21 protein-coding genes are annotated in these 22,468 nt (G+C 73.9%); 11 read left to right on the top strand and 10 right to left on the bottom strand.

All coding sequences use genetic code 11. The features are described from left to right. Positions 1–112 precede the first annotated feature (112 nt). Positions 113–529 carry an organic hydroperoxide resistance protein gene (locus AC067A_RS10295; protein ID WP_478617236.1) on the bottom strand — a complete coding sequence of 139 codons (417 nt, stop codon included), beginning with the start codon at positions 527–529 and terminating at the stop codon, positions 113–115. Positions 530–647: 118 nt separating this feature from the next. Here AC067A_RS10295 and AC067A_RS10290 point away from each other — a divergent pair, with 118 nt between their 5' ends. From AC067A_RS10290 to AC067A_RS10280, 3 genes are all read left to right on the top strand, one after another. Next, complete coding sequence (locus AC067A_RS10290; protein ID WP_478617233.1) at positions 648–1,130, top strand: MarR family winged helix-turn-helix transcriptional regulator; 483 nt, start codon at positions 648–650, stop codon at positions 1,128–1,130. An 86-nt stretch (positions 1,131–1,216) separates the two neighbouring features. Continuing rightward, a complete protein-coding gene (locus AC067A_RS10285) occupies positions 1,217–1,663 on the top strand; it encodes a GNAT family N-acetyltransferase (RefSeq protein WP_478617230.1) in 447 nt (148 codons plus the stop codon). After that, the gene (locus AC067A_RS10280) at positions 1,660–2,931 is read left to right on the top strand and encodes an MFS transporter (RefSeq protein ID WP_478617227.1); all 1,272 of its coding nucleotides are present in this window, start codon (positions 1,660–1,662) and stop codon (positions 2,929–2,931) included. Before AC067A_RS10285 ends, AC067A_RS10280 begins: the two co-directional genes overlap by 4 nt. Before the next feature lie 40 nt (positions 2,932–2,971). On the opposite strand, the gene AC067A_RS10275 is transcribed toward AC067A_RS10280, so the two are convergent. From AC067A_RS10275 to mreB, 4 genes are all read right to left on the bottom strand, one after another. Next, a complete protein-coding gene (locus AC067A_RS10275; RefSeq protein WP_478617225.1) occupies positions 2,972–4,420 on the bottom strand; it encodes an acyl-CoA synthetase in 1,449 nt (482 codons plus the stop codon). A gap of 59 nt (positions 4,421–4,479) precedes the next feature. Continuing rightward, positions 4,480–5,664 carry a nitrate/nitrite transporter gene (locus AC067A_RS10270; RefSeq protein ID WP_478617812.1) on the bottom strand — a complete coding sequence of 395 codons (1,185 nt, stop codon included), beginning with the start codon at positions 5,662–5,664 and terminating at the stop codon, positions 4,480–4,482. A 204-nt stretch (positions 5,665–5,868) separates the two neighbouring features. Continuing rightward, positions 5,869–7,398, bottom strand: coding sequence for a GAF domain-containing sensor histidine kinase (locus tag AC067A_RS10265; RefSeq protein WP_478617222.1), 1,530 nt, complete (start codon positions 7,396–7,398; stop codon positions 5,869–5,871). Between the two features lie 65 nt (positions 7,399–7,463). Then, positions 7,464–8,525 (bottom strand): rod shape-determining protein MreB, encoded by a 1,062-nt coding sequence (gene mreB / locus AC067A_RS10260; protein WP_478617219.1) that lies wholly within the window; start codon positions 8,523–8,525, stop codon positions 7,464–7,466. Between the two features lie 287 nt (positions 8,526–8,812). On the opposite strand from mreB, the gene AC067A_RS10255 reads away from it, so the two are divergent. Next, positions 8,813–9,970 carry an SCO2400 family protein gene (locus AC067A_RS10255; RefSeq protein WP_478617217.1) on the top strand — a complete coding sequence of 386 codons (1,158 nt, stop codon included), beginning with the start codon at positions 8,813–8,815 and terminating at the stop codon, positions 9,968–9,970. 91 nt (positions 9,971–10,061) lie between these two features. Here the strand turns inward: AC067A_RS10255 and AC067A_RS10250 are convergent, their stop codons facing one another. Beyond that, positions 10,062–10,496 carry a MarR family winged helix-turn-helix transcriptional regulator gene (locus AC067A_RS10250; RefSeq protein ID WP_478617215.1) on the bottom strand — a complete coding sequence of 145 codons (435 nt, stop codon included), beginning with the start codon at positions 10,494–10,496 and terminating at the stop codon, positions 10,062–10,064. A 105-nt stretch (positions 10,497–10,601) separates the two neighbouring features. Here AC067A_RS10250 and AC067A_RS10245 point away from each other — a divergent pair, with 105 nt between their 5' ends. From AC067A_RS10245 to AC067A_RS10225, 5 genes are all read left to right on the top strand, one after another. Beyond that, entirely contained in the window at positions 10,602–11,621 is a 1,020-nt protein-coding gene (locus tag AC067A_RS10245; RefSeq protein ID WP_478617213.1) for an NADP-dependent oxidoreductase, read from the top strand. A gap of 64 nt (positions 11,622–11,685) precedes the next feature. Then, positions 11,686–12,108, top strand: a complete 423-nt coding sequence (locus AC067A_RS10240; protein ID WP_030693363.1) for an organic hydroperoxide resistance protein — start codon at positions 11,686–11,688, stop codon at positions 12,106–12,108. A 221-nt stretch (positions 12,109–12,329) separates the two neighbouring features. Beyond that, positions 12,330–13,982, top strand: coding sequence for a serine/threonine-protein kinase (locus tag AC067A_RS10235; protein WP_478617210.1), 1,653 nt, complete (start codon positions 12,330–12,332; stop codon positions 13,980–13,982). Positions 13,983–14,024: 42 nt separating this feature from the next. Further along, a complete protein-coding gene (locus AC067A_RS10230; RefSeq protein WP_478617207.1) occupies positions 14,025–14,855 on the top strand; it encodes an EI24 domain-containing protein in 831 nt (276 codons plus the stop codon). Between the two features lie 11 nt (positions 14,856–14,866). Then, entirely contained in the window at positions 14,867–15,685 is an 819-nt protein-coding gene (locus tag AC067A_RS10225; RefSeq protein ID WP_478617204.1) for a pectate lyase, read from the top strand. A gap of 30 nt (positions 15,686–15,715) precedes the next feature. Here the strand turns inward: AC067A_RS10225 and AC067A_RS10220 are convergent, their stop codons facing one another. Then, positions 15,716–16,693, bottom strand: a complete 978-nt coding sequence (locus AC067A_RS10220) for a LysR family transcriptional regulator (protein ID WP_478617202.1) — start codon at positions 16,691–16,693, stop codon at positions 15,716–15,718. Between the two features lie 147 nt (positions 16,694–16,840). On the opposite strand from AC067A_RS10220, the gene AC067A_RS10215 reads away from it, so the two are divergent. Further along, complete coding sequence (locus AC067A_RS10215; protein WP_478617200.1) at positions 16,841–19,030, top strand: M4 family metallopeptidase; 2,190 nt, start codon at positions 16,841–16,843, stop codon at positions 19,028–19,030. A 210-nt stretch (positions 19,031–19,240) separates the two neighbouring features. On the opposite strand, the gene AC067A_RS10210 is transcribed toward AC067A_RS10215, so the two are convergent. Next, entirely contained in the window at positions 19,241–19,972 is a 732-nt protein-coding gene (locus AC067A_RS10210; RefSeq protein WP_478617809.1) for a carbon-nitrogen hydrolase family protein, read from the bottom strand. A 23-nt stretch (positions 19,973–19,995) separates the two neighbouring features. Then, positions 19,996–20,913: a LysR family transcriptional regulator gene (locus AC067A_RS10205; protein ID WP_478617198.1), complete on the bottom strand. Its 918-nt coding sequence runs from the start codon at positions 20,911–20,913 to the stop codon at positions 19,996–19,998. Positions 20,914–20,962: 49 nt separating this feature from the next. On the opposite strand from AC067A_RS10205, the gene AC067A_RS10200 reads away from it, so the two are divergent. Further along, a complete protein-coding gene (locus tag AC067A_RS10200; RefSeq protein WP_478617195.1) occupies positions 20,963–21,763 on the top strand; it encodes an NAD(P)-dependent oxidoreductase in 801 nt (266 codons plus the stop codon). A gap of 6 nt (positions 21,764–21,769) precedes the next feature. On the opposite strand, the gene AC067A_RS10195 is transcribed toward AC067A_RS10200, so the two are convergent. Beyond that, positions 21,770–22,342, bottom strand: a complete 573-nt coding sequence (locus AC067A_RS10195) for a TetR/AcrR family transcriptional regulator (protein ID WP_478617192.1) — start codon at positions 22,340–22,342, stop codon at positions 21,770–21,772. Between the last annotated feature and the right edge of the window lie 126 nt (positions 22,343–22,468).

The raw sequence follows: 22,468 nt of genomic DNA, 5'->3' as shown, positions 1-22,468 counted from the left end.
GTGGTCCGGGCGCCGTCGCCCACGGTCCAGGGTATGCCGGGGGCCTGACGCGTCGCCACCCTGTGAGCCGGGTTCCTTGGTCACGCGGCCGCCGCGGCGGCCGCCCGTCCGGTCACTCGACGACGAGCTCGACCTCGATGTTGCCGCGGGTGGCCTTCGAGTACGGGCAGAAGGCGTGGGTCTTCTTCAGGAGGGTGAGGCCGGCCTCGCCCTGGAGGTGGTCGGGGAACTCGGCGCGCATCACGACCGCGAGGCCGAAACCGCCGTCGGAGGGGTCCTTGCCGATGGAGACCTCGGCGGTGACGGAGGCCTCGGAGATGTCGATCTTCTCCTGGCGGGCGACGACGCCCATGGCGCTGGCGAAGCAGGCCGCGTACCCGGCGGCGAAGAGCTGCTCGGGGTTGGTGCCCTGACCGTTGCCGCCGAGGGCCTGCGGGTGCGCGAGGGGGAGGTCGATGTGGCCGTCGGAGCTGACGGCGCGGCCCTCGCGGCCGTTGGCGGTGGCGACGGCGGTGTAGATCGCGTCCATGGTTCTTCCGTCCTGTCCTGGGGTGTGGGCCCCGGTCTGGGGTGCCCTCTATTGATAGCGCACTATTCAGTTGTGCACAACTCAATCGCGTGTGAGGGGTCTCGCGTATCCTGGACGCATGGAGACGCTCGACTCGGTCCCGGACGAGGACTTCCTCAGGCTCGACCACCAGATCTGCTTCTCGCTGCACGCGGCGACCCGCGCCTTCAACGGCGTCTACCGCGAGGCCCTCAAGGAGCTCGGGCTCACCTATCCCCAGTACCTCGTCATGCTCGTGCTCTGGGAGCACCGCGAGCTGCCCGTGAAGGGGATCGGCGAGCGGCTGCGGCTGGACTCCGGGACCCTGTCGCCGCTGCTCAAGCGGCTGGAGGCGGCCGGATACGTCGAGCGCCGCCGCAGCCCCCGGGACGAGCGGTCCGTCACCGTGCGCCTCACCGGCGACGGGACCGCCCTGCGCGAGAGGGCGCTCGGCGTCCCGCGGCGGATCGCCGCCGCCACCGGCCTGGACGTCGGAGAGATCCGCGAGCTGCGGGAACGGCTCGACGCACTCGCCGTACGCCTCGACGCCGTCGACCCGGACGACCTGAGCGCCTGCGGCTGATCCCCCCGCCGTCCCGCAGCCCGCCCCGGTGCGGGGTTCATGCATTTGTAAGGATCGTCACCCTGGACCGGTCCTATACTCGCTCCATGTCCGACATCACCATCCGGCGCGCCACCGCCGACGACTCCCGCCGGCTCACCCGGCTCGTCCGGGGCTCCCGCGCGTATCGCGGGGACTACGCGGCCATGGTCGAGGGGTACCAGGTGGGCGGTGCGTACATCGAGCACCACCCCGTCTTCGTCGCCGTCGACGGCACCGACCGCGTCGTCGGGTTCTACGCGCTGCTCGTCGACGAGGCCGAGCTCGACCTCGCGTTCGTCGCCGACGCGGCCCAGGGACTCGGCACGGGCCGGCTGCTGATGGAGCACATGACCGCGCAGGCGAAGGCCGCCGGGCTCGCCGCCGTGCGGGTCGTGGCGCACCCGCCCGCCGAGGAGTTCTACCTGCGGACGGGCGCCGTCCGCACCGGATCCGTCCCGCCCACCGGACGGATCCACTGGGAACGCCCCGAACTGCGGTACGACGTCGCGTGACCACGGCCGAGGAAGAGAAGGAACAGCAGGGACAGCGGGCCCGCCACCGGGTCTTCGCCGACCTCACCCCGCTGCGGACCTCCGCGCACTACCGCCGCCTCTGGTTCGGGAGCACCGTCTCCTGGGTCGGGCAGGGCATGACGGCGCTCGCCGTCTCCCTCCAGGTGTACGACATCACCCGCTCGCCGTTCTCCGTCGGGCTCGTCGGGCTCTTCTCGCTCGTCCCGCTCGTCGTGTTCGGCCTGTACGGCGGGGCCATCGCCGACACCGTCGACCGCCGCAAGCTCGGCCTCGTCAGCGCCTGCGGATCGGCCGTCCTCTCGATCGCCCTCGCCGGCGCGGCCTTCGCCGGCTTCCACCGGGTCTGGTTCCTGTACGGGATCGTCGCCCTCCAGGCGGTGTGCGCCGCGCTCAACTCGCCCGCCCGCACGTCGATGATCCCGCGGCTCCTGCCGCCCGAGCAGCTGCGTGCCGCCAACGCGCTGAACTCGATGGTCATGACCTTCGGCACGCTCGTCGGCCCCAGTCTCGGCGGCCTGATCGTCGGGCTCGCCGGCTACCAGGCCGCGTACCTCGTGGACGCCGTCGCCTTCACCGCGAGCCTGTACGCGATGTGGCGGCTGCCCTCGATGCTGCCGGACCGGAAGGGGAACAAGCGGGCCTCGGTCCTCGACGGGCTGCGGTTCCTCGCCACCCGCCCCAACCTGCGCATGACGTTCTTCTCGGACTTCTGCGCGATGATCCTCGCCCACCCCCGCGCGCTGTTCCCCGCCGTCGCCGTCCTCTGGTACGGCGGCGACGCGAAGACCACCGGACTCCTGGTCGCCGCGCCCGCGTTCGGGGCGCTCCTCGGCGGCGTCCTCTCCGGCTGGCAGAGCCGCATCCGCCACCACGGCCAGGCGATCCTGATCGCGGTGGCCTGCTGGGGCACCGCGATCGCCGTCTTCGGCCTGACCCGGAACCTCTGGCTCGGCCTCCTCCTGCTGGCCCTCGCCGGCTGCGCCGACACCGTCTCGATGATCTTCCGCAACACGATGATGCAGGTCGCGGCACCGGACGAGATGCGCGGCCGGCTCCAGGGCGTCTTCATCGTGGTCGTCGCGGGCGGGCCCCGCCTCGGGGACTTCCTCGCGGGCTCCGTCGCCGACCTGACCTCCCCGGCCGTGGCCCTCACGGGCGGCGGGATCGCCTGCGTCCTCGCGATCGGCGTCCTCGCCCTCCACGGCCGCGGCTTCCGCCGCTACGACGCCCTCGACCCGACGCCGTGACACGGCGCCCCTCCCCGCGAGGGGGAGGGGCCCCTCGGGTTCAGCGGGCGCCCGGCAGCGCCTTCTTCAGGACCTTCCCCATGTCGTTGCGGGGGAGGGCCTCCAGATAGCGCACCGCGCGCGGCCGCTTGTGCGGGGCGAGCAGCGCCGCCACGTGGTCGGCGAGGTCCGCCTCGGCGGGCGGCCTCCCGCCGTCCCGCGGCACCACCCAGGCGACGATCCGCTCGCCCAGGTCGGCGTCGGGCTCGCCCGTGACGGCCGCCTCCAGGACCTCGGGGTGGTCCAGGAGCGCGTTCTCGATCTCGCCGGCCCCGATCTTGTAGCCGCCGCTCTTGATCAGGTCGGTCGCCTTGCGGCCCACGAGCCGCACCGCGCCGTCCGCCTCGCGGACCGCCATGTCGCCGGTCCTGAACCAGTCGCCGTCGAACGCCGCCGCCGTCGCGTCCGGCCGGCCGAGGTAACCGGAGAACAGGTTCGGCCCGCGCACCTGCACCTCCCCGACGGTCTCCCCGTCGGACCCCGGCAGCACGGAGCCGTCCTCGCCCACCAGCCTCAGCTCCACCCCCGCGAGCGGCACCCCGACCGTCCCCGGCCGCGGCTCGCCGCCCGGCACCACGCTGGTGATCATGAGCGTCTCGGTCATCCCGTACCGCTCCACCACCGTCCGGCCCGTCGCCGCCGCGATCCGCCGGTGGTCGTGCACCGGCAGCGCCGCCGAACCGGAGACGAGCAGCCGCGCGCCCGCGAGCGCCGCCGCCAGAGCGGCGTCCCCGTCGAGCGCGTCCGCCACCCGGTGGTACATCGTCGGCACGCCGAACAGCATCGTCCCGCCCCCGCCCCCCAGCTCCCGGGCCACCGCCTCCACCGAGAACCCGCCCAGGTGCCGCACCTCCCCGCCCCGCCGGAGCGGCCCGAGCACGCCCAGCACCAGCCCGTGCACGTGGAACAGCGGCAGCGCGTGCACCAGGACGTCGTCCGCCGTCCACGACCACGCCCCGGCCAGCGCGTCCAGGGACGCGGCCACCGCCCGGCGGGACAGCAGGACGCCCTTCGGAGGGCCCGTCGTGCCGGACGTGTAGACGACGAGAGCGGTCGCCTCGGGGTCGTCCGGCTCCGCCACCGGCGGGCCCGCGACCCCGTCCAGCCCCACCTCGATCCGCGAAATCCCCGCCAGCCCCGCCGGCAGCTCCTCCCCGGGCCCCGCGAGCACCGCGCCCGGGGCGCTGTCGCCCAGGATGTGCGCCAGTTCCCGCTCCCCGGTCCTCGGGTTCAGCGGTACGACGGCCACGCCCGCCAGGAGCGCGCCGACCACCCCGACCACGGTGTGCGCGGTCGGCGTGGCCCAGACCGCGACCCGCTCCTCGCCCCTCACCCGCGCCGCCAGGGCCCCGGCGGCCCGCGCCAGTTCGCCGTACGTCAGGCTCTCCGCGCCGAAGCGCAGGGCGGGCCGGTCGGAAGGGTCCTCCAGGGCGGGAAGGAAGGCACTCACCGGTCGAACTCCTCGGGTCGTCGAGGGCGAAGGTCGCCGGGAGGCATTCTGCCGGGACGTCAGGACCGCCCGACCGTGACCTTCGTCGCCTCCCGCTCGGGCTCCTCACCGCCGGGCCGGATGCCGCGCATGCGCCCGTACGCGTACACACAGCCCGCGAGCGCGAGGTCGGACAGGAGCATGAAGCCGATCGAGTACGAGTCCTTGGCGCTGTAGATCGCGCCCATCACCAGCGGCGGCACGAAGCCGCCCAGGCCGCCCATCGCGCCGACGATGCCGGTCACGCTGCCCACCTGCGCCTGCGGGGTGACCTGGGAGACGAGGGCGAAGACCGAACCGCTCGCCGTGCCCAGGCCGGCCGCCATGACGAGCAGGGCGGTCGTGCCGCCCGGGTTCAGCGGCGGGTCGAAGGCCTGGACGATCGCGAACAGGGCGGCCGTGCCGAGCGCGCCGGCCGTCACGAGCGCCGGGTGGAAGCGGTCCGAGAGCCAGCCGCCGATCGGCCGGAAGATCACGGTGACCAGGGCGAACCCCGCCGCCTTGGTGCCCGCGTCCGTCGGGTCGAGCTCGTACCAGGTCTTCAGGTACGTCGGCAGGTAGACGCCGAACGCCACGATGCCGCCGAAGCCGATCGCGTACAGCGCCGACAGCTCCCACGTCACCCGCAGCCGCGCCGCCGAGCCCAGCCGGGTCGCGAGGGAGGCGGTGGGCACCGGCCGGTCGGGCCGGTCGGTGATGAGGAAGAAGGCGAGCACCGCGTACGCGGCCAGCGCGACCGCCACCACGACGAACGGCAGGTTCTCCCCGTGCTTGGCGATCCGGGGCGTGAAGTAGCCGGAGAGCGCCACGCCGCCCATGCCCATGCCGAACACGCCCAGCGCCAGGCCCCGCTTGGCCGGCGGGAACCACGAGTTCACCAGCGGGATGCCGATCGCGAAGGTCGTCCCGCCCAGGCCGAGGAGGAAGGCGACGACCAGCAGCAGGCCGTAGGTGTCCTTCACCACGATCAGCAGCAGCACGGGGATGATGGTGAGCGCCGAGACGAGCGGGAACATCCGCTTCGCCCCGTACCGGTCGGTCAGGGCGCCCGCCGGGACCCGGCCGACCGAGCCGACCAGGACCGGCACGGCGACGAGGAACGACTGCTCGAACGAGCTGAGTTCGAGCCGGTCGCCGTACCAGCTCGCGAGGGGTGCGATCAGGTTCCACGCCCAGAAGGTCAGCGTGAAGCCGATGGTGGCCATCACCAGATTGCGGTAGGCCGCCGCGGTCGGGGGCTTCGTCTCGGTGGTCACCCCACCAGTCAAGATCGGGACCAGGGGCCGGGCGCGCCGGACTGCTCCGTACGGGTGCCCCCCCAGGGCCTGTCGATCAGGCCGGATCAGGGAGCGGGGTCCGGTGCGAGCGTGCCGGGCCCCGCGCGCCCGGCACGATCGGCAAGACGCCCCCTAGGGCCACGTCACGGTCGTCGGCGGCGAGCCGTCGTCCTCGACCCGCAGCCGGAGGCCGTCGGGCGCGGCCGAGACCTCGACGGTGACGGCGGTGACGCCGGAGCGGCGGTGGGCGGCGGCGAGCGCGCCGCGCAGGGCGGCGAGGAGCCCCGCGGCCCGGTCGTCCTCGGCGAGGGTGTCGACCGCGCCGGAGAAGTGGACGGACGGCTGGAAGCCGAGGAGGACCGCGGCGCCGCCGGTCTCGCGCAGAACGCGGCCCCGGAAGGACGCGGGCGCGTCGGCGGGGGGCTGCTGGAGGGCGAAGATGGTCGTGCGGACCTCCTGGATCGTCGAGTCCAGCTCGTCGACGGCCCGGCCGAGCAGCGCGTCCTCCTCGGACGAGCCGGACGCGCGGCGGCGGGTCGACTCCAGCATCATCTCCGTGGCGAACAGCCGCTGGACGACGAGGTCGTGCAGGTCACGCGCGATCCGGTCCCGGTCCTCGTACACGGCGAGCCGCTCGCGGTCGTGGCGCGCGTCCGCGAGGACCAGCGCGAGCGCCGCCTGCGAGGCGAACTGCGAGGCCAGGAGCCGGTCCACCGCCGAGTACGGCGGGTCGCCGCGCCGCCGGGGCAGGGCGAGGGTGCCGATGAGCTTCCCGCCGCTCTGCAACGGCAGCATCATCGACGGGCCGAAGCGGGAGCGGACGGCGGTGGTCATGCGCGGATCGGTCGCCGAGTCCTCGACGAACACGGGCTCCCCGCCGAGGAGCTGGACGAGGACGGGGGAGCCGGGCACGATCGTCGTGCCGACCAGGTCGCCGGGGTCGTCGGTGGTGGAGGCGGCGACGATCTCCATGCCGCCCTCGGCGGTGGGCTGGAGGACCACACCGGCCGAGGCGCCGGCGAGGATGCGGGCCTGCTCGGCGACGGTCGTCAGCGCGTTCTCGGCGGACGCACCGGTGAGCAGGGCCGTGGTCACGGCCGCCGCCCCCTCGATCCAGCGCTCCCGCTGCCGCGCGGTCTCGTACAGACGGGCGTTGCCGATGGCGATGCCCGCCTGGGAGGCGAGCACCCGGAGCAGGGCGAGGTCCTCCCCGGTGAAGCCGCCCGTCCGCTTCTCGGTGAGGTACAGATTGCCGAAGACCTCGGTGTGGACCCGGATCGGGACGCCGAGGAAGGCGTTCGTCTCCGGGTGGCCCCCGGGCACGCCGGCGGAGCGCGGATCGGCCGTCGGGTCGTCGAGCCGGAGTGGCTGCGGGTCCTGGACGAGGACGCCGAGGAGTCCGGTGCGGCCCTCGGGAAGACGGCCGATGTACTGCCGTTCCTCGTCGGTCATGCCGGAGGTGAAGAGCTCGGTGAGCCGCCGGCGCTCGGGGTCGACGACCCCGAGCGCCCCGTAGCGGGCCCCGGTCAGCTCGGTGGCGGAGTCCACGATGTGCTGGAGGGTGGTGCGGAGTTCGAGATCCGTGCCGACGCTGAGGACCGCTTCGAGCAGCATGGGCAGACGGGGCGAGTCCTCGTCCGTTTCCTCATCCATGATCGTCATGGTCTCATTGTCGTACGAATCATACGGTTTGGCTGGTTTGCGTACGGCCGTGAGGGCGCGCCCGCTCAGTCCTCGTCGGCGAGCGGGTCCCGCTCCGCCAGCGGGTCGAGGACCATCGGCTGGACCTTGCCCTCCAGCATGGCGCCGAGGCCCAGGACCGCGCACACGTCCGGGCGTTCGGCGATGTGCACCGGCATCCCGGTGGCCTCGCGCAGCATCTGGTCGAGCCCCGGCAGCAGGGCGCTGCCGCCGACCATCATGATCCCGCGGTCCGCGAGGTCGGCCACCAGGTCGGGCGGGCAGTCCCGCAGCACCTTCCCGATGCCGTCGAGGACCGCCGTCAGCGGCGTGTGGATCGCCTCCCGCACGGCGGCGGTGTCGACGGTGACCGAACGGGCCAGGCCCGTGGCGACGTCCCGGCCGTGGATCTCCGTCCAGGCGGGACCGTGGGCGGTCAGGCCGTTGCCGCTCAGGGCGAGTTGCAGCGGTCTGACCGACTGGCTCGGCAGCATCAGCTCGTGATGGTGGCGCAGGTGCTGGATGACCGCGTGGTCGATGGCGTCGCCGCCGACCGGCATCCGCTCGGCCGTCACGATCGCGCCGAGCGACAGCACCGCGACCTGCGTCGTCGCCGCCCCGCACACCATGATCATGGTCGCGGTCGGCTGCTCGACCGGAAGGCCGCAGCCCACCGCCGCCGCGATCAGGGTGTCGACCAGCTCGACCCGGCGCGCCCCGAGACCGACGAGGGTCTCCACGGCGGCCCGCTGCGCCAGCGGGTCGCTGTCGTGAGGGGTGCAGGCGGCCGCGCGCAGCCGGGGCTTGCGGCGCAGCTGGCGGCGCAGCTTCTCGCCCAGGAGGTGGCGGAGCATCCGCTGCGCCATGTCGATGTCGACGACCGTGCCGCCCGAGACCGGGCGGACCACCCGGATGTAGTCGGGGGTGCGGCCGGTCATCTTCTCCGCCAGTGCGCCGACGGCGATCAGCGCTCCGGTACGGGTGTTGACGGCGGCGACGCTCGGCTCGTCGACGACGAGTCCGGCGCCCTTGACGAAGACCCGGGTGCGGGCGGCGCCCAGGTCGACGGCGACATGGCAACGACGCAGCTGCTCAAGGCTGACGGTCACGGCGGATCCTCCGGAGTGCGGTGCTGGCACGGGCGAGGTGGTTCGCGTTTCGCGTTCCTGTTCGCATCGTCCGGCCGTCCGGGGCGCCGCGCGCGCTGGGCTGCGCCGCCCGGGGCCCTGGGCGCGGGCGGTGACGGAGGATCCGGTGCGGGTGCGACCGGACCGGAGGCGATCCTTCCCGAAGCGGGAGAATCGCGACGCACCGCCGGCGACCTGCGGTTTCCTCACAGGATCCTCACGTACTCGCCCCCCTGTCGCCGCACGCGGCCGCATAGCCTGCGGGCCCCATGGACTACTGCCACGCGTGCCGGCGGCATCTCAACGGGGCCCTCGCCTGTGCCGGGTGCGGGACTCCTGTCGAGGAACTGCGGTACGAGACCCCCCACATACCGGCCCACCCGCCGGTTCCCACGCCGGTCCCCACCCCGGACCCCGCGTACGCAGACCGGACCTACGGCGACCACGCGTACGGCGGCGCGTACACCGACGAGGCGTACGGCGGCGCGTACGCCGATCCCGCGTACGGCGGGCCCGCGTACGCCGATCCCACGTATGCCGACCAGTCGTACGGCGGCGCGTACGCCGGCCGGGCCTACCCCGGTCACGCGTCCGATCGGCACGCGTCCACCGCCGACGCCTCCCCTGAGCGCGCCTCCACCGACCACGCCTCCGCCGACCACGCCTCCGTCGGCCACGTCTCCACCGAGCCCGCGGCGGCCGAGCCGAACGCGCCCGCGCCCGAGCACGTCTACGAACTGGACGTCGTCGAACCGCCGCGACCGGGCGCGGGCGGCCGCCGCGCCGCCCGGGCCGCCGCGCGGGGCGACGCGGAGCGGGGCCGTACCGCCGCGCGCGGGGGACGGCGGGCTCGGTCGCGCCGGGGCCGTACGGTCCTGGTCGGGACGGTGGGCCTGGTCCTCGCGGCCGGCACGCTGAGTCTGGCCCGGCTCGCCCTGGAGCAGCCGCCGGAGGACGGCGCTGCCACGGCCGTCGAGGAGCTGGACGTCACCGCCACCCCGCTCGCGCCCGAACCGCTCGACAGCACCGAGCCGCCGGACGGCGCGGGTCCGTCCCCGGTCGCCGGCGCGTCCACCTCCGCTCCGACGCGCCCCCGTCAGGTGAGCGCGGGGTCCGGAACGGGCGGCCGAGGGGGGTCGGGATCGGCGTCCGGCGCGGGATCGCTGCCCGGTACGGGCACGGGCACGGGCTCCGGTACGGGCACGGGTCCCGGTACGGGGCAGGGTGGCGGCGGCGACCCGGTCGAGGCGCCGACGGCATCCGGCTCGCCCTCCGCGACACCGTCCGCGACGGCGGGCGACCCGGCGCCGACCGGCTCGGGCACGCCCGGCGGTCCTTCGCCGTCCACCAGTGGCCCCACGCCGGGCGGCACCCCGACCCCGAGCCCCACGCCGACCTGCACCCGCTTCCTCTGGTGGTGCGTGTAGGGCCGGGGATTCGTACGGGTCCTGGGGGTCGCCCTGCCGATCAGGCCGGGCTCGCGGGGGCTGATCGACAGGACGCCCCCTACGACACCCGCTACGCCGCGCCCTCGCCGAGCATCCGCCTCAGCAGGTCCCGCAGCAGGGTCCGATCGGTCTCGGAGAGCTCGCCGAGCGGTTCGCGGGCGAAGCCGAGGGAGTCGCGCAGCCGACGGGCGGTCTCCCTGCCCTGGTCGGTGGGGACGGCGAGCTTGACGCGCCGGTCGTCGGGGTCGGGGCGGCGCTCCACCAGTCCGCGCGCCTCCAGGCGGTCGACGATCCCCGTGATGTTGGAGGGCTCGCACTTCAGCTTCTGCGCGATGCGGCGCATCGGCAGCGGGTCGAGCGAGAGCAGGCCGAGGACCCGGGCCTGGGCGCCGGTCAGCGCGTGCTGCGCGGCCGCCTGCTCGTACTCCTCGTAGTAGCGCGCCACGACGGTGCCGATCAGCTCGACGACTTCGAGGGTCAGGGGGTCCGTGCGTGAGGTGGCCATGGGGGCCAGTCTACCCAGATACTTGACAACATGAAATATCTAGGCGCATGGTTGTTTGAGGTAGTAAACCTTTTGTGATCCAAAGCTTTTCTGGAGGCCGTGCTCATGTCCGTACTTCCCGCGTCCAGCCGTGAGTGGCACCTCGTCGCCCGTCCGCACGGCTGGCCCGTCCCCGCCGACTTCGCCCTGCGCGAGACCCCGGTCACCGAGCCCGCCGAGGGCCACGTCCTCGTGCGCAACCTCCACTTCTCCGTGGACCCGTACATGCGCGGCCGGATGAACGACGTGAAGTCGTACATCCCGCCGTTCCGGCTCGACCACCCCATGGACGGCGGCGCGGTCGGCGAGGTCGTCGCCTCCAACGCCGAGGGCTTCGCCGTCGGCGACCACGTCCTGCACGGCCTCGGCTGGCGCGAGTACGCCGACGTCCCCGCCAAGGGCGCCACCAAGGTCGACCCGGCGCTCGCCCCCCTCTCCTCCTACCTGGGCGTGCTCGGCATGACCGGCCTCACGGCCTACGCCGGCCTCTTCGAGGTCGCCTCCTTCAAGGAGGGCGACGCCGTCTTCGTCTCCGGCGCCGCCGGGGCCGTCGGCAGCCAGGTCGGCCAGATGGCGCGGCTCAGGGGCGCCTCCCGCGTCATCGGCTCCGCCGGCTCCGACGAGAAGGTCAAGTTCCTCGTCGAGGAGCTCGGCTTCGACGCCGCCTTCAACTACAAGAACGGCCCGGTCAAGGACCAGCTCCGGGAGGCCGCGCCGGACGGCATCGACGTCTACTTCGACAACGTCGGGGGCGACCACCTCGAAGCCGCGATCTCCTCGCTCAACGTGCACGGCCGCGCCACCATCTGCGGCATGATCGCCCAGTACAACGACACCGAGCCGGTCCCCGGCCCGCGCAACATGGCGATGATCATCGGCAAGCGGCTGCGGCTCCAGGGCGTCCTCGTCGGCGACCACTACGGCCTGCAGGACCAGTTCGTCCAGGAGGTCGGCGGCTGGCTCGGCTCCGGCGAGCTGAAGCACCGCGAGACCTTCGTCGAGGGCATCGAGAACGGCGTGGACGCCTTCCTCGGACTCCTCCGCGGGGACAACACCGGAAAGATGATCGTCTCGGTGACCCGTTAGTCTTCCCTCAGCCGTCGCGATCGTGGGCGCGAGTCGCGGCGAACAGCAGAAGGAAGTACCCGGCATGTCCATCCAGCACTCCGACGTCCTCTACACCGCCGTCGCCACCGCCGAGAACGGCCGTGACGGCCGTGTGGCCACGGACGACGGTCAGCTCGACGTCGTCGTCAACCCGCCCAAGGCCATGGGCGGCTCCGGCGCCGGCACCAACCCCGAGCAGCTCTTCGCGGCGGGCTACAGCGCCTGCTTCCAGGGCGCGCTGGGCGTCGTCGCCCGCAACGAGAACGCGGACGTCTCCGGCTCGACGGTCACCGCCGAGGTCGGCATCGGCAAGAACGACGACGGCTTCGGCATCATCGTCAAGATCTCGGCGACCATCCCCAACGTGGACGCCGAGACCGCCAAGAGCCTGATCGAGAAGGCCCACCAGGTCTGCCCGTACTCCAAGGCGACCCGCGGCAACATCACGGTCGAGCTGGCCGTCTGACCCGCCGGCCCGCACACTGGGCGAGGGCCGCACCCCGACCGACCGGGGTGCGGCCCTCGCCGCGTTCCGTCCCCGGCGGCGGGGTCCTGGACGCTGCCCGGTCCTCGGAGGGGTGCCGCCCTCGCCGCGTTCCGTCCCGGCGGCGGGTCCTGAACGCCTCCCCGCCCTTAGGGCCGGGCGGCTGCGGCATCATGTCCGTGTCCAGCGGACGGGGGAGTCGAGTGTCGTCGCACAACGGGCCGGAGCAGGCCGGCCACGGGCTCATCGGCGGGCGGTACCGCCTGGGGGAGCGGCTCGGGCAGGGTGGCATGGGCGTGGTCCGCAGGGCCACCGACGAACTGCTCGGGCGACCGGTGGCGGTCAAGACCCTGGCGCTCGACGACGGCGCCGATCCGGCGGGCGCCCTGCGGGAGGCGCGGGTCGTCGCCCGGATCCGGCACCCCCATGTGATCGTCGTCCACGACGTCGTCCAGCACGAGGGCCGGCCCGCCCTGGTGATGGAGCTGGTCGACGGCGGGTCGCTCGCCGACCGGCTGGCCGCCGGCCGCGTGCTGTCCCCGCGGGAGACCGCGCGGCTCGGCCTCGACCTGCTCGACGCGCTCGGCGCCGCCCATGCCCTCGACGTCCTGCACCGGGACGTGAAACCGGCCAACGTCCTCCTGGAGAAGGGCAGCGGCCGGGCGGTGCTCACCGACTTCGGCATCGCCAGCCTCCCCGGCGCCACCACGCTCAGCGGGACCGGCGTCTTCGTCGGGACCCCCGAGTACACCGCGCCCGAGCGGATGCAGGGGGGCGACGCGGGACCGGCCTCCGACCTGTGGTCGCTCGGCGCGCTCCTGTGCGCGGCGGCCACCGGCACCTCGCCCTTCCGCCGGGACTCGATCGGCGCCGTCCTGCACGCCGTCGTGTACGAGGAGATCCGGCCGTCCGAGCGGATGGGGCCGCTCGTCCCGGTCGTCCGCGGCCTGCTCGAACGCGACCCGGACCGGCGCCTGGGAGCCGCCGAGGCCCGCCGGATGCTCGCCGCCTGCGCGGCGGGGGAGGAGCCGGCCGACGGTCCGGTGCCCGGGGGACCGGCGGCCGCGCGTGACGCCGGCCCCACCGGCCCCACCGGCCCCACAGGCCCCACCGGCACTCCCCGGCGGCCCTTCCCGGCGGAGGCCGCCGACGTCCACCCGCCGGCCACGCCCGCCGTCCACCCGTCGGCCACCCCGTGGCAGCCCACGCCTCCGGAGGTGCGCGCCCCCGCCGTCGGGGCCGGGCGGCGGGGCGCGTTCGCGCTGCCCTTCGTGGTCGCGGCCGTCGCCGCCTCCGTCGCGGCGGTGACGGTGGCGGTGCTGCTGGCCGGACAGGACGAGCCGTCGACGGGCGCCGGGCCCGCCTCCGGGGGACCCGCCTCCGTGTCCCCGGAGCCCGGATCCGACCCCGTACCCGCCGGGTACGCGACCGTCGAGGACGAGGCGGGCTTCACCCTGGCCGTCCCCGCCGGGGCGCGCCGCTCGACCGACGGGGAGCGGGTGTTCTACACGACGGAGGACGGGGCCTCCTGGGTCGGGGTCAGGATCAGGGCGATCCCGGCCGGCGGAGCGATCGGCGTGATGCGCGACGCCGACGCGAGCGGCCCGAGGACCAACCCGGGCTACCGCGACGCCGCGGTCGAGGAGACGCGGCACAAGGGGCTGCCCGCGGCCCGCTGGGAGTTCACGTGGGACGGCTTCACCAGCACGGAGGGGCCGCGGCGCACCGTGGACGTCTGCTGGGAGCAGGCCGGGACGCTGTACGACGTGTGGGCGTCGGCCCCGGTGGACCGGGCGGCCGAGGCGCGCCGGCACTTCGACACGGCCCTCGGCTCCTTCCGCACGTCCGGCCGCTGACCTGCCCCGGCGGCCCCCGGAGGCACCGATAGGGTGACCCCCATGCGTGATCTCGGGGTGGGTCTCAAGTACCTGGTGCAGGGTCAGAAGTGGGTGGGCCGGCACGGGCGGTGGTTCGGCTTCGGGCTGTTGCCCGGCCTGGTGACCCTCGTCCTCTACGTGGGCGCGCTGATCGGTCTCGGATACGGCGCCGACGACCTGGCCGCCTGGTCGACGCCGTTCGCCGACGACTGGACCTCGCCCTGGCTCGATCTCCTCCGCGGCACCCTGACGGCGCTCGTCTTCGTCTTCGGGCTGTTCCTGGCGGTCATCACCTTCACCGCCGTGACCCTCCTCATCGGCCAGCCCTTCTACGAGTCCCTCTCCGAGGCGGTCGACCGGAGCGAGGGCGGCGAGGTGCCCGAGTCCGGGCTGCCGCTCTGGCGCGAGCTGTGGATCTCCGCCCGGGACAGCCTGCGGGTCGTGCTGAGGGTCGCGTTCTACGGCGTCCTGCTCTTCGCCTGCGGCTTCATCCCGGTCGTCGGCCAGACCGTCGTGCCCGCCCTCGGCTTCTGCGTCTCCGGCTTCTTCCTCGCCGAGGAGCTGACGGCCGTGGCGCTCCAGCGCCGGGGCGTCGAACTCAAGGAGCGGCTGACCCTGCTGCGCGGGCGCCGGCTCGCCGTCCTCGGCTTCGGCGTACCGCTGACGCTCGCCTTCCTGGTCCCGTTCGTCGCCGTCTTCCTGATGCCGGGGGCCGTCGCGGGCGCCACCCTGATGGTCCGCGACCTGCGCGGCGAGACGGCCGCCGACGACGACCCCGAAGAAAACGATCAAGACGGCGGCAACCTTCCTTCCCCCGGTGGCGACAAGGGGGTGCACCACCTCCCCCACTGAAGAAGGAACACATGACGTCACACAAGCGGAAGACGGGCCGCCGTCGCGCGGTCATCGGCGGCCTGAGCGCCCTCGCCGTCACCGGCGCGGCCGTCGTCACCAGCACCCTGCTCGCCCCGGCGGGCGCGGCGGGCGCCGTGGCCGCCTGGCCGCAGGCGAAGGGAAGCAAGCCGGTCGCCGCCACCATCGAGGTCTCCGGCACCTACGACGGAAAGCTCCAGCGCTTCTACGGCACCGGCGACCTCGGCTCCGACGGCCAGAGCGAGAGCCAGAAGCCGGTCTTCGTCCTCAAGGACGGCGCCGTGCTCAAGAACGTCGTCATCGGCACCCCGGCCGCCGACGGGGTCCACTGCCTCGGCAGCTGCACCCTCCAGAACGTCTGGTGGGAGAACGTCGGCGAGGACGCCGCCACCTTCAAGGGCACCTCGCCGTCCGCGGTGTACGCGGTCCACGGCGGCGGCGCGAAGAGCGCCTCCGACAAGGTCTTCCAGTTCAACGGCGCCGGCAAGCTGGTCGTGACGAAGTTCCAGGTCTCCGACTTCGGCAAGCTGGTCCGCTCCTGCGGCAACTGCAAGAAGCAGTACAAGCGGACGATCCTGATCAACGACGTGGACGTCACCGCGCCCGGCAAGTCGATCGTCGGCGTCAACGCCAACTACGGGGACACCGCGACCCTGCGGAACATCCGGATCCACGGCGACGCCAAGAAGAAGATCAAGCCGTGCACCCGCTTCACCGGCAACGACACCGGCAAGGAGCCCAAGGAGATCGGCACCGGCCCGGACGGCACCACCTGCCGCTACTCGGCCGGCGACCTCTCGTACCAGTAGCCCCGAAGGCCGCGCCCGGTCCTCGGGGGCTCAGCCCTCGACGACCGGGTGCAGTTCCGGGCGGGCGTCCCACCAGCTCCGGTAGAAGGCGTTGTTGTCGACGTTCGCCAGGTAGGCGCGGGCCGCCGCCCGGTACATCAGCTCCGCGTGCCGGGCGGGGACCGCGGCCCGGTTCCAGGCGAGCCGGATCCGGCCGGTGACCGGGTCGCCCTCCAGGGGGCGCAGCACCGTGCCCTCGGCGTGCGGGGCGGTGGGCTGGCTCATCGAGACCGCCCGGCCGGCCGCGATCAGGCCGTAGTGCATCTGCCGGTCGGCCACCCGGTGCCGCAGCACGGGCGTGAAACCGGCCTTCGCGCAGGCGGCGGCGAGCGCCTCGGGGCCGCCGTCGTCGTCCTCCACCAGGGTCATCCAGGACTCGCCGGCCAGCTCGGCCAGCGCGATCCGGTCCTTGCCGGCCAGCGGGTGCGCCGCCGAGAGCCGTACGCAGAAGGGTTCCCTGGGGATCAGCGTCCGGGCCGTCGTCCCCTCGGGCAGCGCCACCTCGTGGTCGTTGACCTCCCCGTACAGGACGGCGTCGTAGCGCCCCGCGCCGAGCTGCCGGGTCAGGGTCGTCGCCGAGTGCTCGACGGTCACCGAGACGTCCTGGCTCGCCGTGCCCAGGTCCGCCATGACCTGCTCCAGCTCCCCGAGCAGCCGGTCGACGAGGACGAGCAGGATGCAGCCGAGGCGCAGCGGGGTGTGCGGGGCGACGGCCCGGGCGCCGGCGGCCAGCGCGTCCATCTCGCCGAGGACGAGGCGCGCCTTGGAGAGGACGAACTCGCCCAGCGGAGTGGGCTCCACGCCGTGCCGGCCGCGGAGGAACAGCTCCCCGCCCGCGACCCGTTCGATACGGCGCAACTGCGCGGAGAGGGCCGGCTGCGAGACCCCGAGCCGACCCGCCGCGCGGCCCAGACTGCCCGCTTCCGCTATCCGGCAGACGGCCTCGAGATGCCTCAACTCCAGCTGCATTTCAGCAGCGTACGCAGCACGGCGCGGGCGCACCATAACCCGCGTCTTATGCCGCGTGAGATGTCCCGAACTGGCCATGTCCACGCCCATACTCGGCGCGACGATCCGTCTCCCCCACGACGATCCCCACCCCGATCGGAGCAGACGTTGCACCCCACCAGACTCACGGCGACCGTGGCCGCCCTGGCCCTGTCGGCGAGCCTCGCGACCGCCCTCGCCGGCACCGCCACCGCGGCCCCGCAGGCGCAGCCCGTACCCCCGGGACACGGCAAGTCCCTCGCGCTCGCGGCCGCCGACGGCGCCGCGGCGAGCGGTCTCGACGAACTGCGGCACGGCGCCGACGAGGACCTCGTCCGGACGTCCGTCACCCCCTGGGCGAACGGCCTGTACTACGCGTCGTACGAGCGCACCTACCGCGGCCTCCCGGTCGTCGGCGGCGGCGACGCCGTCGTCGTCTCCGACAGCTCCGGCAAGGTCCGCGAGGTCACCGGCGCCCCCGCCCCGACGATCAAGGTCTCCACGCGGGCCACGGTGACCGCCGACGCGGCCCTCGCCACCGCCCGCGCGCAGCTGGCGTCGGTCGAGAGCGCGAGCACCCCCGAGCTGACCGTCCTCCTCAAGGGCGGCAAGGCCGTCCTGACCTGGCACACCCTGGTCATCGGCCGGACCGCGCAGGACGCCCCCAGCTCCCTCGACACCTACGTCGACGCGCGCACCGGGGCCGTCGCCCGCGCCACCGACAAGATCCTGCACGCCGACGGCCGCGGGTACCACAACGGCAACGTCACCATCGACACCGCCGCCTCCTCCATGACCGACACCAGCCGCGGCGGCTTCAAGTGCGGCGGCCAGAACGGCAGCGCGTACACGGGCTCCTCGCCCTGGGGCAACAACGGCGCCAACGACCTGGTGACCGCCTGCGTCGACATCATGTACGCGGCGCAGAAGGAACACTCCATGCTCAAGGAGTGGTTCGGCTACAACGGCCAGAACGGCCAGGGCGGCATGGTCCCGGCCCGCGCCGGACTCTCCGAGGTCAACGCGTACTACGACGGCACGAAGACGACCTACGGGCGGGCCCAGACCGGCTCCAACCAGCTCACCGGCATCGACGTCGTGGCCCACGAGTACGGTCACGAGATATTCGACCGGACCCCGGGCTCCGCCGGCTCGTCCAACGAGAACGGCGGCATGAACGAGTCCACCGGCGACATCTTCGGCGCGCTCACCGAGCACTACGCCAACAACCCGAACGACACCCCGGACTACACGGTCGGCGAGAAGGTCAACTTCTTCGGCGACGGCAAGCCGATCCGGAACATGTACAACCCCTCGCTCGTCGGCAACGACCCCAACTGCTACCCGCAGCTGACGTCCGGCACCGAGGTGCACGCCGCGGCCGGCCCGCAGAACCACTGGTTCTACCTGCTCGCCGAGGGCTCCAACCCGGGCGGCGGCAAGCCCAGCAGCCCCATATGTTCCGGCGGTCCGTCCTCGGTGACCGGCATCGGCATCCAGAAGGCCGGCAAGGTCTTCATGGGCGCGCTGCTGATGAAGACCTCCTCCTGGAACCACCCCGCCGCCCGCAAGGCGACCCTGAGCTCGGCCAAGAACACCTACGGCAGCGCCGAGTGCAACGCGGTCAAGGCGGCCTGGAACGCGGTCGGCGTCCCGGCCCAGTCCGGTGAGACCGACTGCGGCGGCACCACCACCCCGGACTTCTCGCTCGCCCTGAACCCGTCCTCGGGTTCGGTCCAGCCGGGCGCCTCGGTCACCTCCACGGTGAACACCTCCACCACCGGCGGCAGCGCGCAGACCGTCCAGCTCTCCGCGAGCGGCGCGCCGAGCGGCGTCACCGTCTCCTTCAGCCCGTCCTCGGTCACCTCGGGATCCTCGTCCACCATGACCGTCCAGGTCGCGGCGGGCACGGCCAACGGCACGTACCCGATCACCGTCACCGGTACGGGCTCCGCGACCCACACGGTCACCTACCAGCTGTCGGTCGGCACCACGACGCCGCCCACCGGCTGTGACGACGCCGAGTACACCTACCAGGGCACCCTGGCCTCCGGTCAGGCCCAGGCCCAGCCGGACGGCTCGTACTACTACTCCGCCACCGCCGGCACCCACGTGGGCTGCCTGCGCGGCCCGGCCGGCACCGACTTCGACCTCTACCTGCAGAAGTGGAACGGGTCGGCCTGGGCGGACGTGGCCGTCGGCGGCACGGCGAGCGCCGACGAGAACACCAGCTACTACGGCACCGCGGGCTACTACCGGTACGTGGTCCACGCGTACAGCGGCTCCGGCGCGTACACGCTGGGCCTGAGCACCCCGTAACGGGGACGGGGCGCCGTCACGGACCGGGGGTTCCGTGACGGCATTCCGGAGCCGGGCGGCCGTATGTCCCACGGCCGCCCGGCCTCCGCGCGCTCCGACCGCTCCCGTACGGTCGGGCCCGGTTCCGCGCGCTCCGGCCGCTTCCGTGGGGCCGGGTCCGCTCTCGTGGGCCGGGTCCGCTCTCGTGGGGCCGGGTCCTCTCTCGTGCGGTCAGCCGACCTCGGCGAGTACGAAGCCCGGCCCGGTCCCGCCCGCGTCGGCGATCCGCTCGCCGTCCGGGCCCCAGGCCCCGGCCCGGCCGCCGCCGACCCCGTCCTCGTTGGGGCCCAGGACGTTGCCGAGGACCACGTACAGGCCGAAGTCGCGGGCCCGCGCCGGATACACCTTCTCGAACGAGTCGTTGTCGGCGGACAGCACCGAACTCGCCAGGTACACCGCGCAGTCGTCGGCCGCCGCCCGCTCGGCCAGTTCGGGGAAGCGGTTGTCGTAGCAGGTGGCCGTGGCGAACCGGACCCCGTCGAGCGTGAACCGCCCGTCCACGGCGCCCGGTTCGAAGACCTCGGCCTCGACCCCGTACAGGTTCCGCTTGTCGTAGCGGGCGAGGAGCGAGCCGTCCGGGCCGATCACGAGCGTGGTGATCCCGGCGCCCGTGCCGCCCGGACCGCCGGTGCGCACCGGCCCGTTGACCACGGCCGCCGCGCCGGCGGCCCGGCACGCCTTCCGGACGGGGGCGAGGCGGGGGTCGTCCTCGGCGAGGACCAGACCCGGGGTGTCCCGGATCAGGGAGGGCTCGTACCCGGTCAGGCAGAGCTCGGCGAAGACGACCACGCGGGCCCCCTCCGCCCCGGCCGCCCGGACCAGACCGGCGATCGTACGGACGTTGGCGTCGATGTCCCCGGCGACCGGGGCGAACTGGGTGGCTGCGATGATCACGGCGGCCATCATCCCGCGCCCCTTTGTAAGGGTCAAGCGTGGACGGGGGGTATTAGCGCCTCGGCCGTCTCGCGCAGCACGCCGAGGAAAGCGGTCGCCGCCGCCGTCGGCGTGCCCGGCGCGGCCGCGCAGATCCGGCGGTACGGCACGTCGTCCGGGTGGATCGTCACGAGCGCGACGTCCCGGCGCACCGAGGCCGCCGCGAGCGCGGGCACGAGCGTGACCCCGAGGTCCGCCGCGACCGCCCCCAGCTTGGCGATCCAGTCGTGCGCGAGCAGACCGGTGCGCGGCCGGAACCCGGCGGCGACGGCCGGACGGAAGAGCGTGTCCTCCAGGCGCTCCTGGCCCGTGATCCACTCCTCGTCGGCGAGTTCGGCGAGCCGCACCGCCCGCCGCCCCGCGTGCCGGTGGCCCTGCGCCAGGGCCACCAGCATCGGCTCGTCGAGCAGGTGGTGCAGCGTCACACCCGGCGGCGGGGGAGCGGCGGGCGCCGGACCGACCACCGCGAGGTCCTCCTCCCCGGCCGCGACGAGCCCGAGGTGCTTGACCGACGGCCCCTCGACCCGCGTGACCACCACCCCCGGATGCCGCTCGCGGAACGCGGCCTGCGCGCGCGGCACCAGGGAGGCGGTGGCACTGGAGAAGGCCCCGAGCCGCAGCAGGCCGCCGTCGAGCGTGCGCAGCGAGGCCAGTTCGGCCCGGGCGGCGGCCAGCCGGTCCCGTACCGCCTCGGCGTGCGGAAGCAGCACCCGGCCCGCCTCCGTCAGCCGCACCCCGCGCGGCAGCCGCTCGAACAGCTCCGCCCCCATCTCGTCCTCCAGCGACTGGACCTGACGGGAGACCGCGGACTGCGTGAAGCCGAGGGCGTGGGCGGCGGCGGTGAAGGAGCCGGCGCGGGCGACGGCGAGGAACGCCTCGTACAGGCCATGCGAGACAGGCATGGCCACCATGCTAGACATTCGCTTGTCGCATGAAGGAGGCGGTCCTAGCGTCGGGGGCATGGACAACACCGCCCCGCAGAAGATCGCCTTCCTCGGCCTGGGATCCATGGGCCTGCCGATGGCCCGCCGCCTCCTCGACGCCGGACACCCCCTGACCGTGTGGAACCGCACGCCCGCCAAGGCCGACGCCCTCGTCGCCGACGGAGCCGTCCGGGCCGCCGGTCCCGCCGAGGCCGTCCGGGACGCCGACGTCGTCGTCACGATGCTCGCGGACCCGGCCGCCGTGCTCGCCGTCGCGGACCGGCTGATCCCGGCCCTGCGCCCCGGCACCCACTGGATCGACACCTCGACGGTCGGCCCGGACACGGTCGCCGCCCTGGCCGCCCGGCTCCCCGCCGGGGTCACCCTGATCGACGCGCCCGTCATGGGCAGCGTCGACCGGGCCGCCACCGGCGAGCTCCTGATCCTCGCGGGCGGCGACACCGCGCCCGTCGCCACCGTCCTCGACCTGCTCGGCGCCACCACCCCGTGCGGCGGACCCGGCACCGGCGCCGCCCTCAAGCTCGTCCTCATCAACGCGGCCATCGGCGGCGTCGCCCTCGTCGCCGAGGCCCTCGCGCTCGCCGGCGCCCTGGGCCTGCCCCGCGACCTCGCCCTCCGCACCCTCGGCGCGGGCCCCCTCGCGGGAGCCGTCGGGCGCGCCACCGCCACCGGCTCGTACTTCCCGGTCGCCCTCGCCGCGAAGGACGTCGCCCTCGCGACGGCGCTGGCGAAGCTGCCCGTCCTGGAGGCGGTCCACACCGCGCTGACCGGGGACCCGGCCCTGCTCGGCGAGGACCTGGCGGCCGTGGCCCGCTGACTCCCCTCAGGCGCCGCCGCCGCCCCGCAGCAGGCGCAGGAAGTCGCGGAAGGCGCCCGGCATGTCCACCGCCGACGGGTCCAGGAGCCACTGGTACTGGAGGCCGTCCATGACGGCGGTGAGCAGCGGGGCCGCCTGCTCCGGGGTCAGGCCCCCGGGGAGCCGGTCGCCGAACTCCAGCCGCAGCACGTCCGCCATGTTGGCCCTGACCTGCGCGTAGCGCTCGGTGAAGAAGACCCGCGCGGGGTGCCCGTCGGTGACGCTCTCGCCCAGCAGGGCGGAGAAGGTCTGCACGATCCCGGGCCGCATCGCGTTGTACTCGACGAGGGACTCCAGCAGGTCGAGCCGCCAGCCCTCCCGGTCCCGGCCGCCGCTGGTGTCCCAGCGGTCGCGCTCCTCCAGGACGGCGACGAGCAGCGCCTCCTTCGTGGGGAAGTAGTGCAGCAGTCCCTGCTGGGTCAGCCCGACGCGCTCGGCCACGGCGCCGAGGGTGGCCCCCCGGTAGCCGCGCTCGGCGATCACCTCGAGCGTGGCGCGCAGGATGTCCGCGCGCCGCTCCTCGCTCCTGGCCCGCACCATCGCCGGGGCCTCCTCTCGCAGGTTCGTCCCGACAGGACGGTACCGCTTCGCCCGCCCGCGAAAGTAACGGAGTTATAACGTCACCTACCGATCTACAGGTAGGTGGGTGCACGATGGGCGCATCGG

The sequence above is a fragment of the Streptomyces sp. NPDC043176 genome (assembly GCF_056436715.1).
Note: the sequence above shows the minus strand (reverse complement) of the source record. Positions and strands in the feature narration are given on the sequence as shown.

Bases quoted from the DNA above. Each gene is read 5' to 3' on its own strand.
- AC067A_RS10295 (WP_478617236.1), bottom strand. From the start codon at position 529: ATGGACGCGATCTACACCGCCGTCGCCACCGCCAACGGCCGCGAGGGC.
- AC067A_RS10290 (WP_478617233.1), top strand. From the start codon at position 648: ATGGAGACGCTCGACTCGGTCCCGGACGAGGACTTCCTCAGGCTCGAC.
- AC067A_RS10285 (WP_478617230.1), top strand. From the start codon at position 1,217: ATGTCCGACATCACCATCCGGCGCGCCACCGCCGACGACTCCCGCCGG.
- AC067A_RS10270 (WP_478617812.1), bottom strand. From the start codon at position 5,664: ATGGCCACCATCGGCTTCACGCTGACCTTCTGGGCGTGGAACCTGATC.
- AC067A_RS10265 (WP_478617222.1), bottom strand. From the start codon at position 7,398: ATGACGATCATGGATGAGGAAACGGACGAGGACTCGCCCCGTCTGCCC.
- AC067A_RS10255 (WP_478617217.1), top strand. From the start codon at position 8,813: ATGGACTACTGCCACGCGTGCCGGCGGCATCTCAACGGGGCCCTCGCC.
- AC067A_RS10250 (WP_478617215.1), bottom strand. From the start codon at position 10,496: ATGGCCACCTCACGCACGGACCCCCTGACCCTCGAAGTCGTCGAGCTG.
- AC067A_RS10245 (WP_478617213.1), top strand. From the start codon at position 10,602: ATGTCCGTACTTCCCGCGTCCAGCCGTGAGTGGCACCTCGTCGCCCGT.
- AC067A_RS10240 (WP_030693363.1), top strand. From the start codon at position 11,686: ATGTCCATCCAGCACTCCGACGTCCTCTACACCGCCGTCGCCACCGCC.
- AC067A_RS10230 (WP_478617207.1), top strand. From the start codon at position 14,025: ATGCGTGATCTCGGGGTGGGTCTCAAGTACCTGGTGCAGGGTCAGAAG.
- AC067A_RS10225 (WP_478617204.1), top strand. From the start codon at position 14,867: ATGACGTCACACAAGCGGAAGACGGGCCGCCGTCGCGCGGTCATCGGC.
- AC067A_RS10220 (WP_478617202.1), bottom strand. From the start codon at position 16,693: ATGCAGCTGGAGTTGAGGCATCTCGAGGCCGTCTGCCGGATAGCGGAA.
- AC067A_RS10210 (WP_478617809.1), bottom strand. From the start codon at position 19,972: ATGGCCGCCGTGATCATCGCAGCCACCCAGTTCGCCCCGGTCGCCGGG.
- AC067A_RS10205 (WP_478617198.1), bottom strand. From the start codon at position 20,913: ATGGTGGCCATGCCTGTCTCGCATGGCCTGTACGAGGCGTTCCTCGCC.
- AC067A_RS10200 (WP_478617195.1), top strand. From the start codon at position 20,963: ATGGACAACACCGCCCCGCAGAAGATCGCCTTCCTCGGCCTGGGATCC.
- AC067A_RS10195 (WP_478617192.1), bottom strand. From the start codon at position 22,342: ATGGTGCGGGCCAGGAGCGAGGAGCGGCGCGCGGACATCCTGCGCGCC.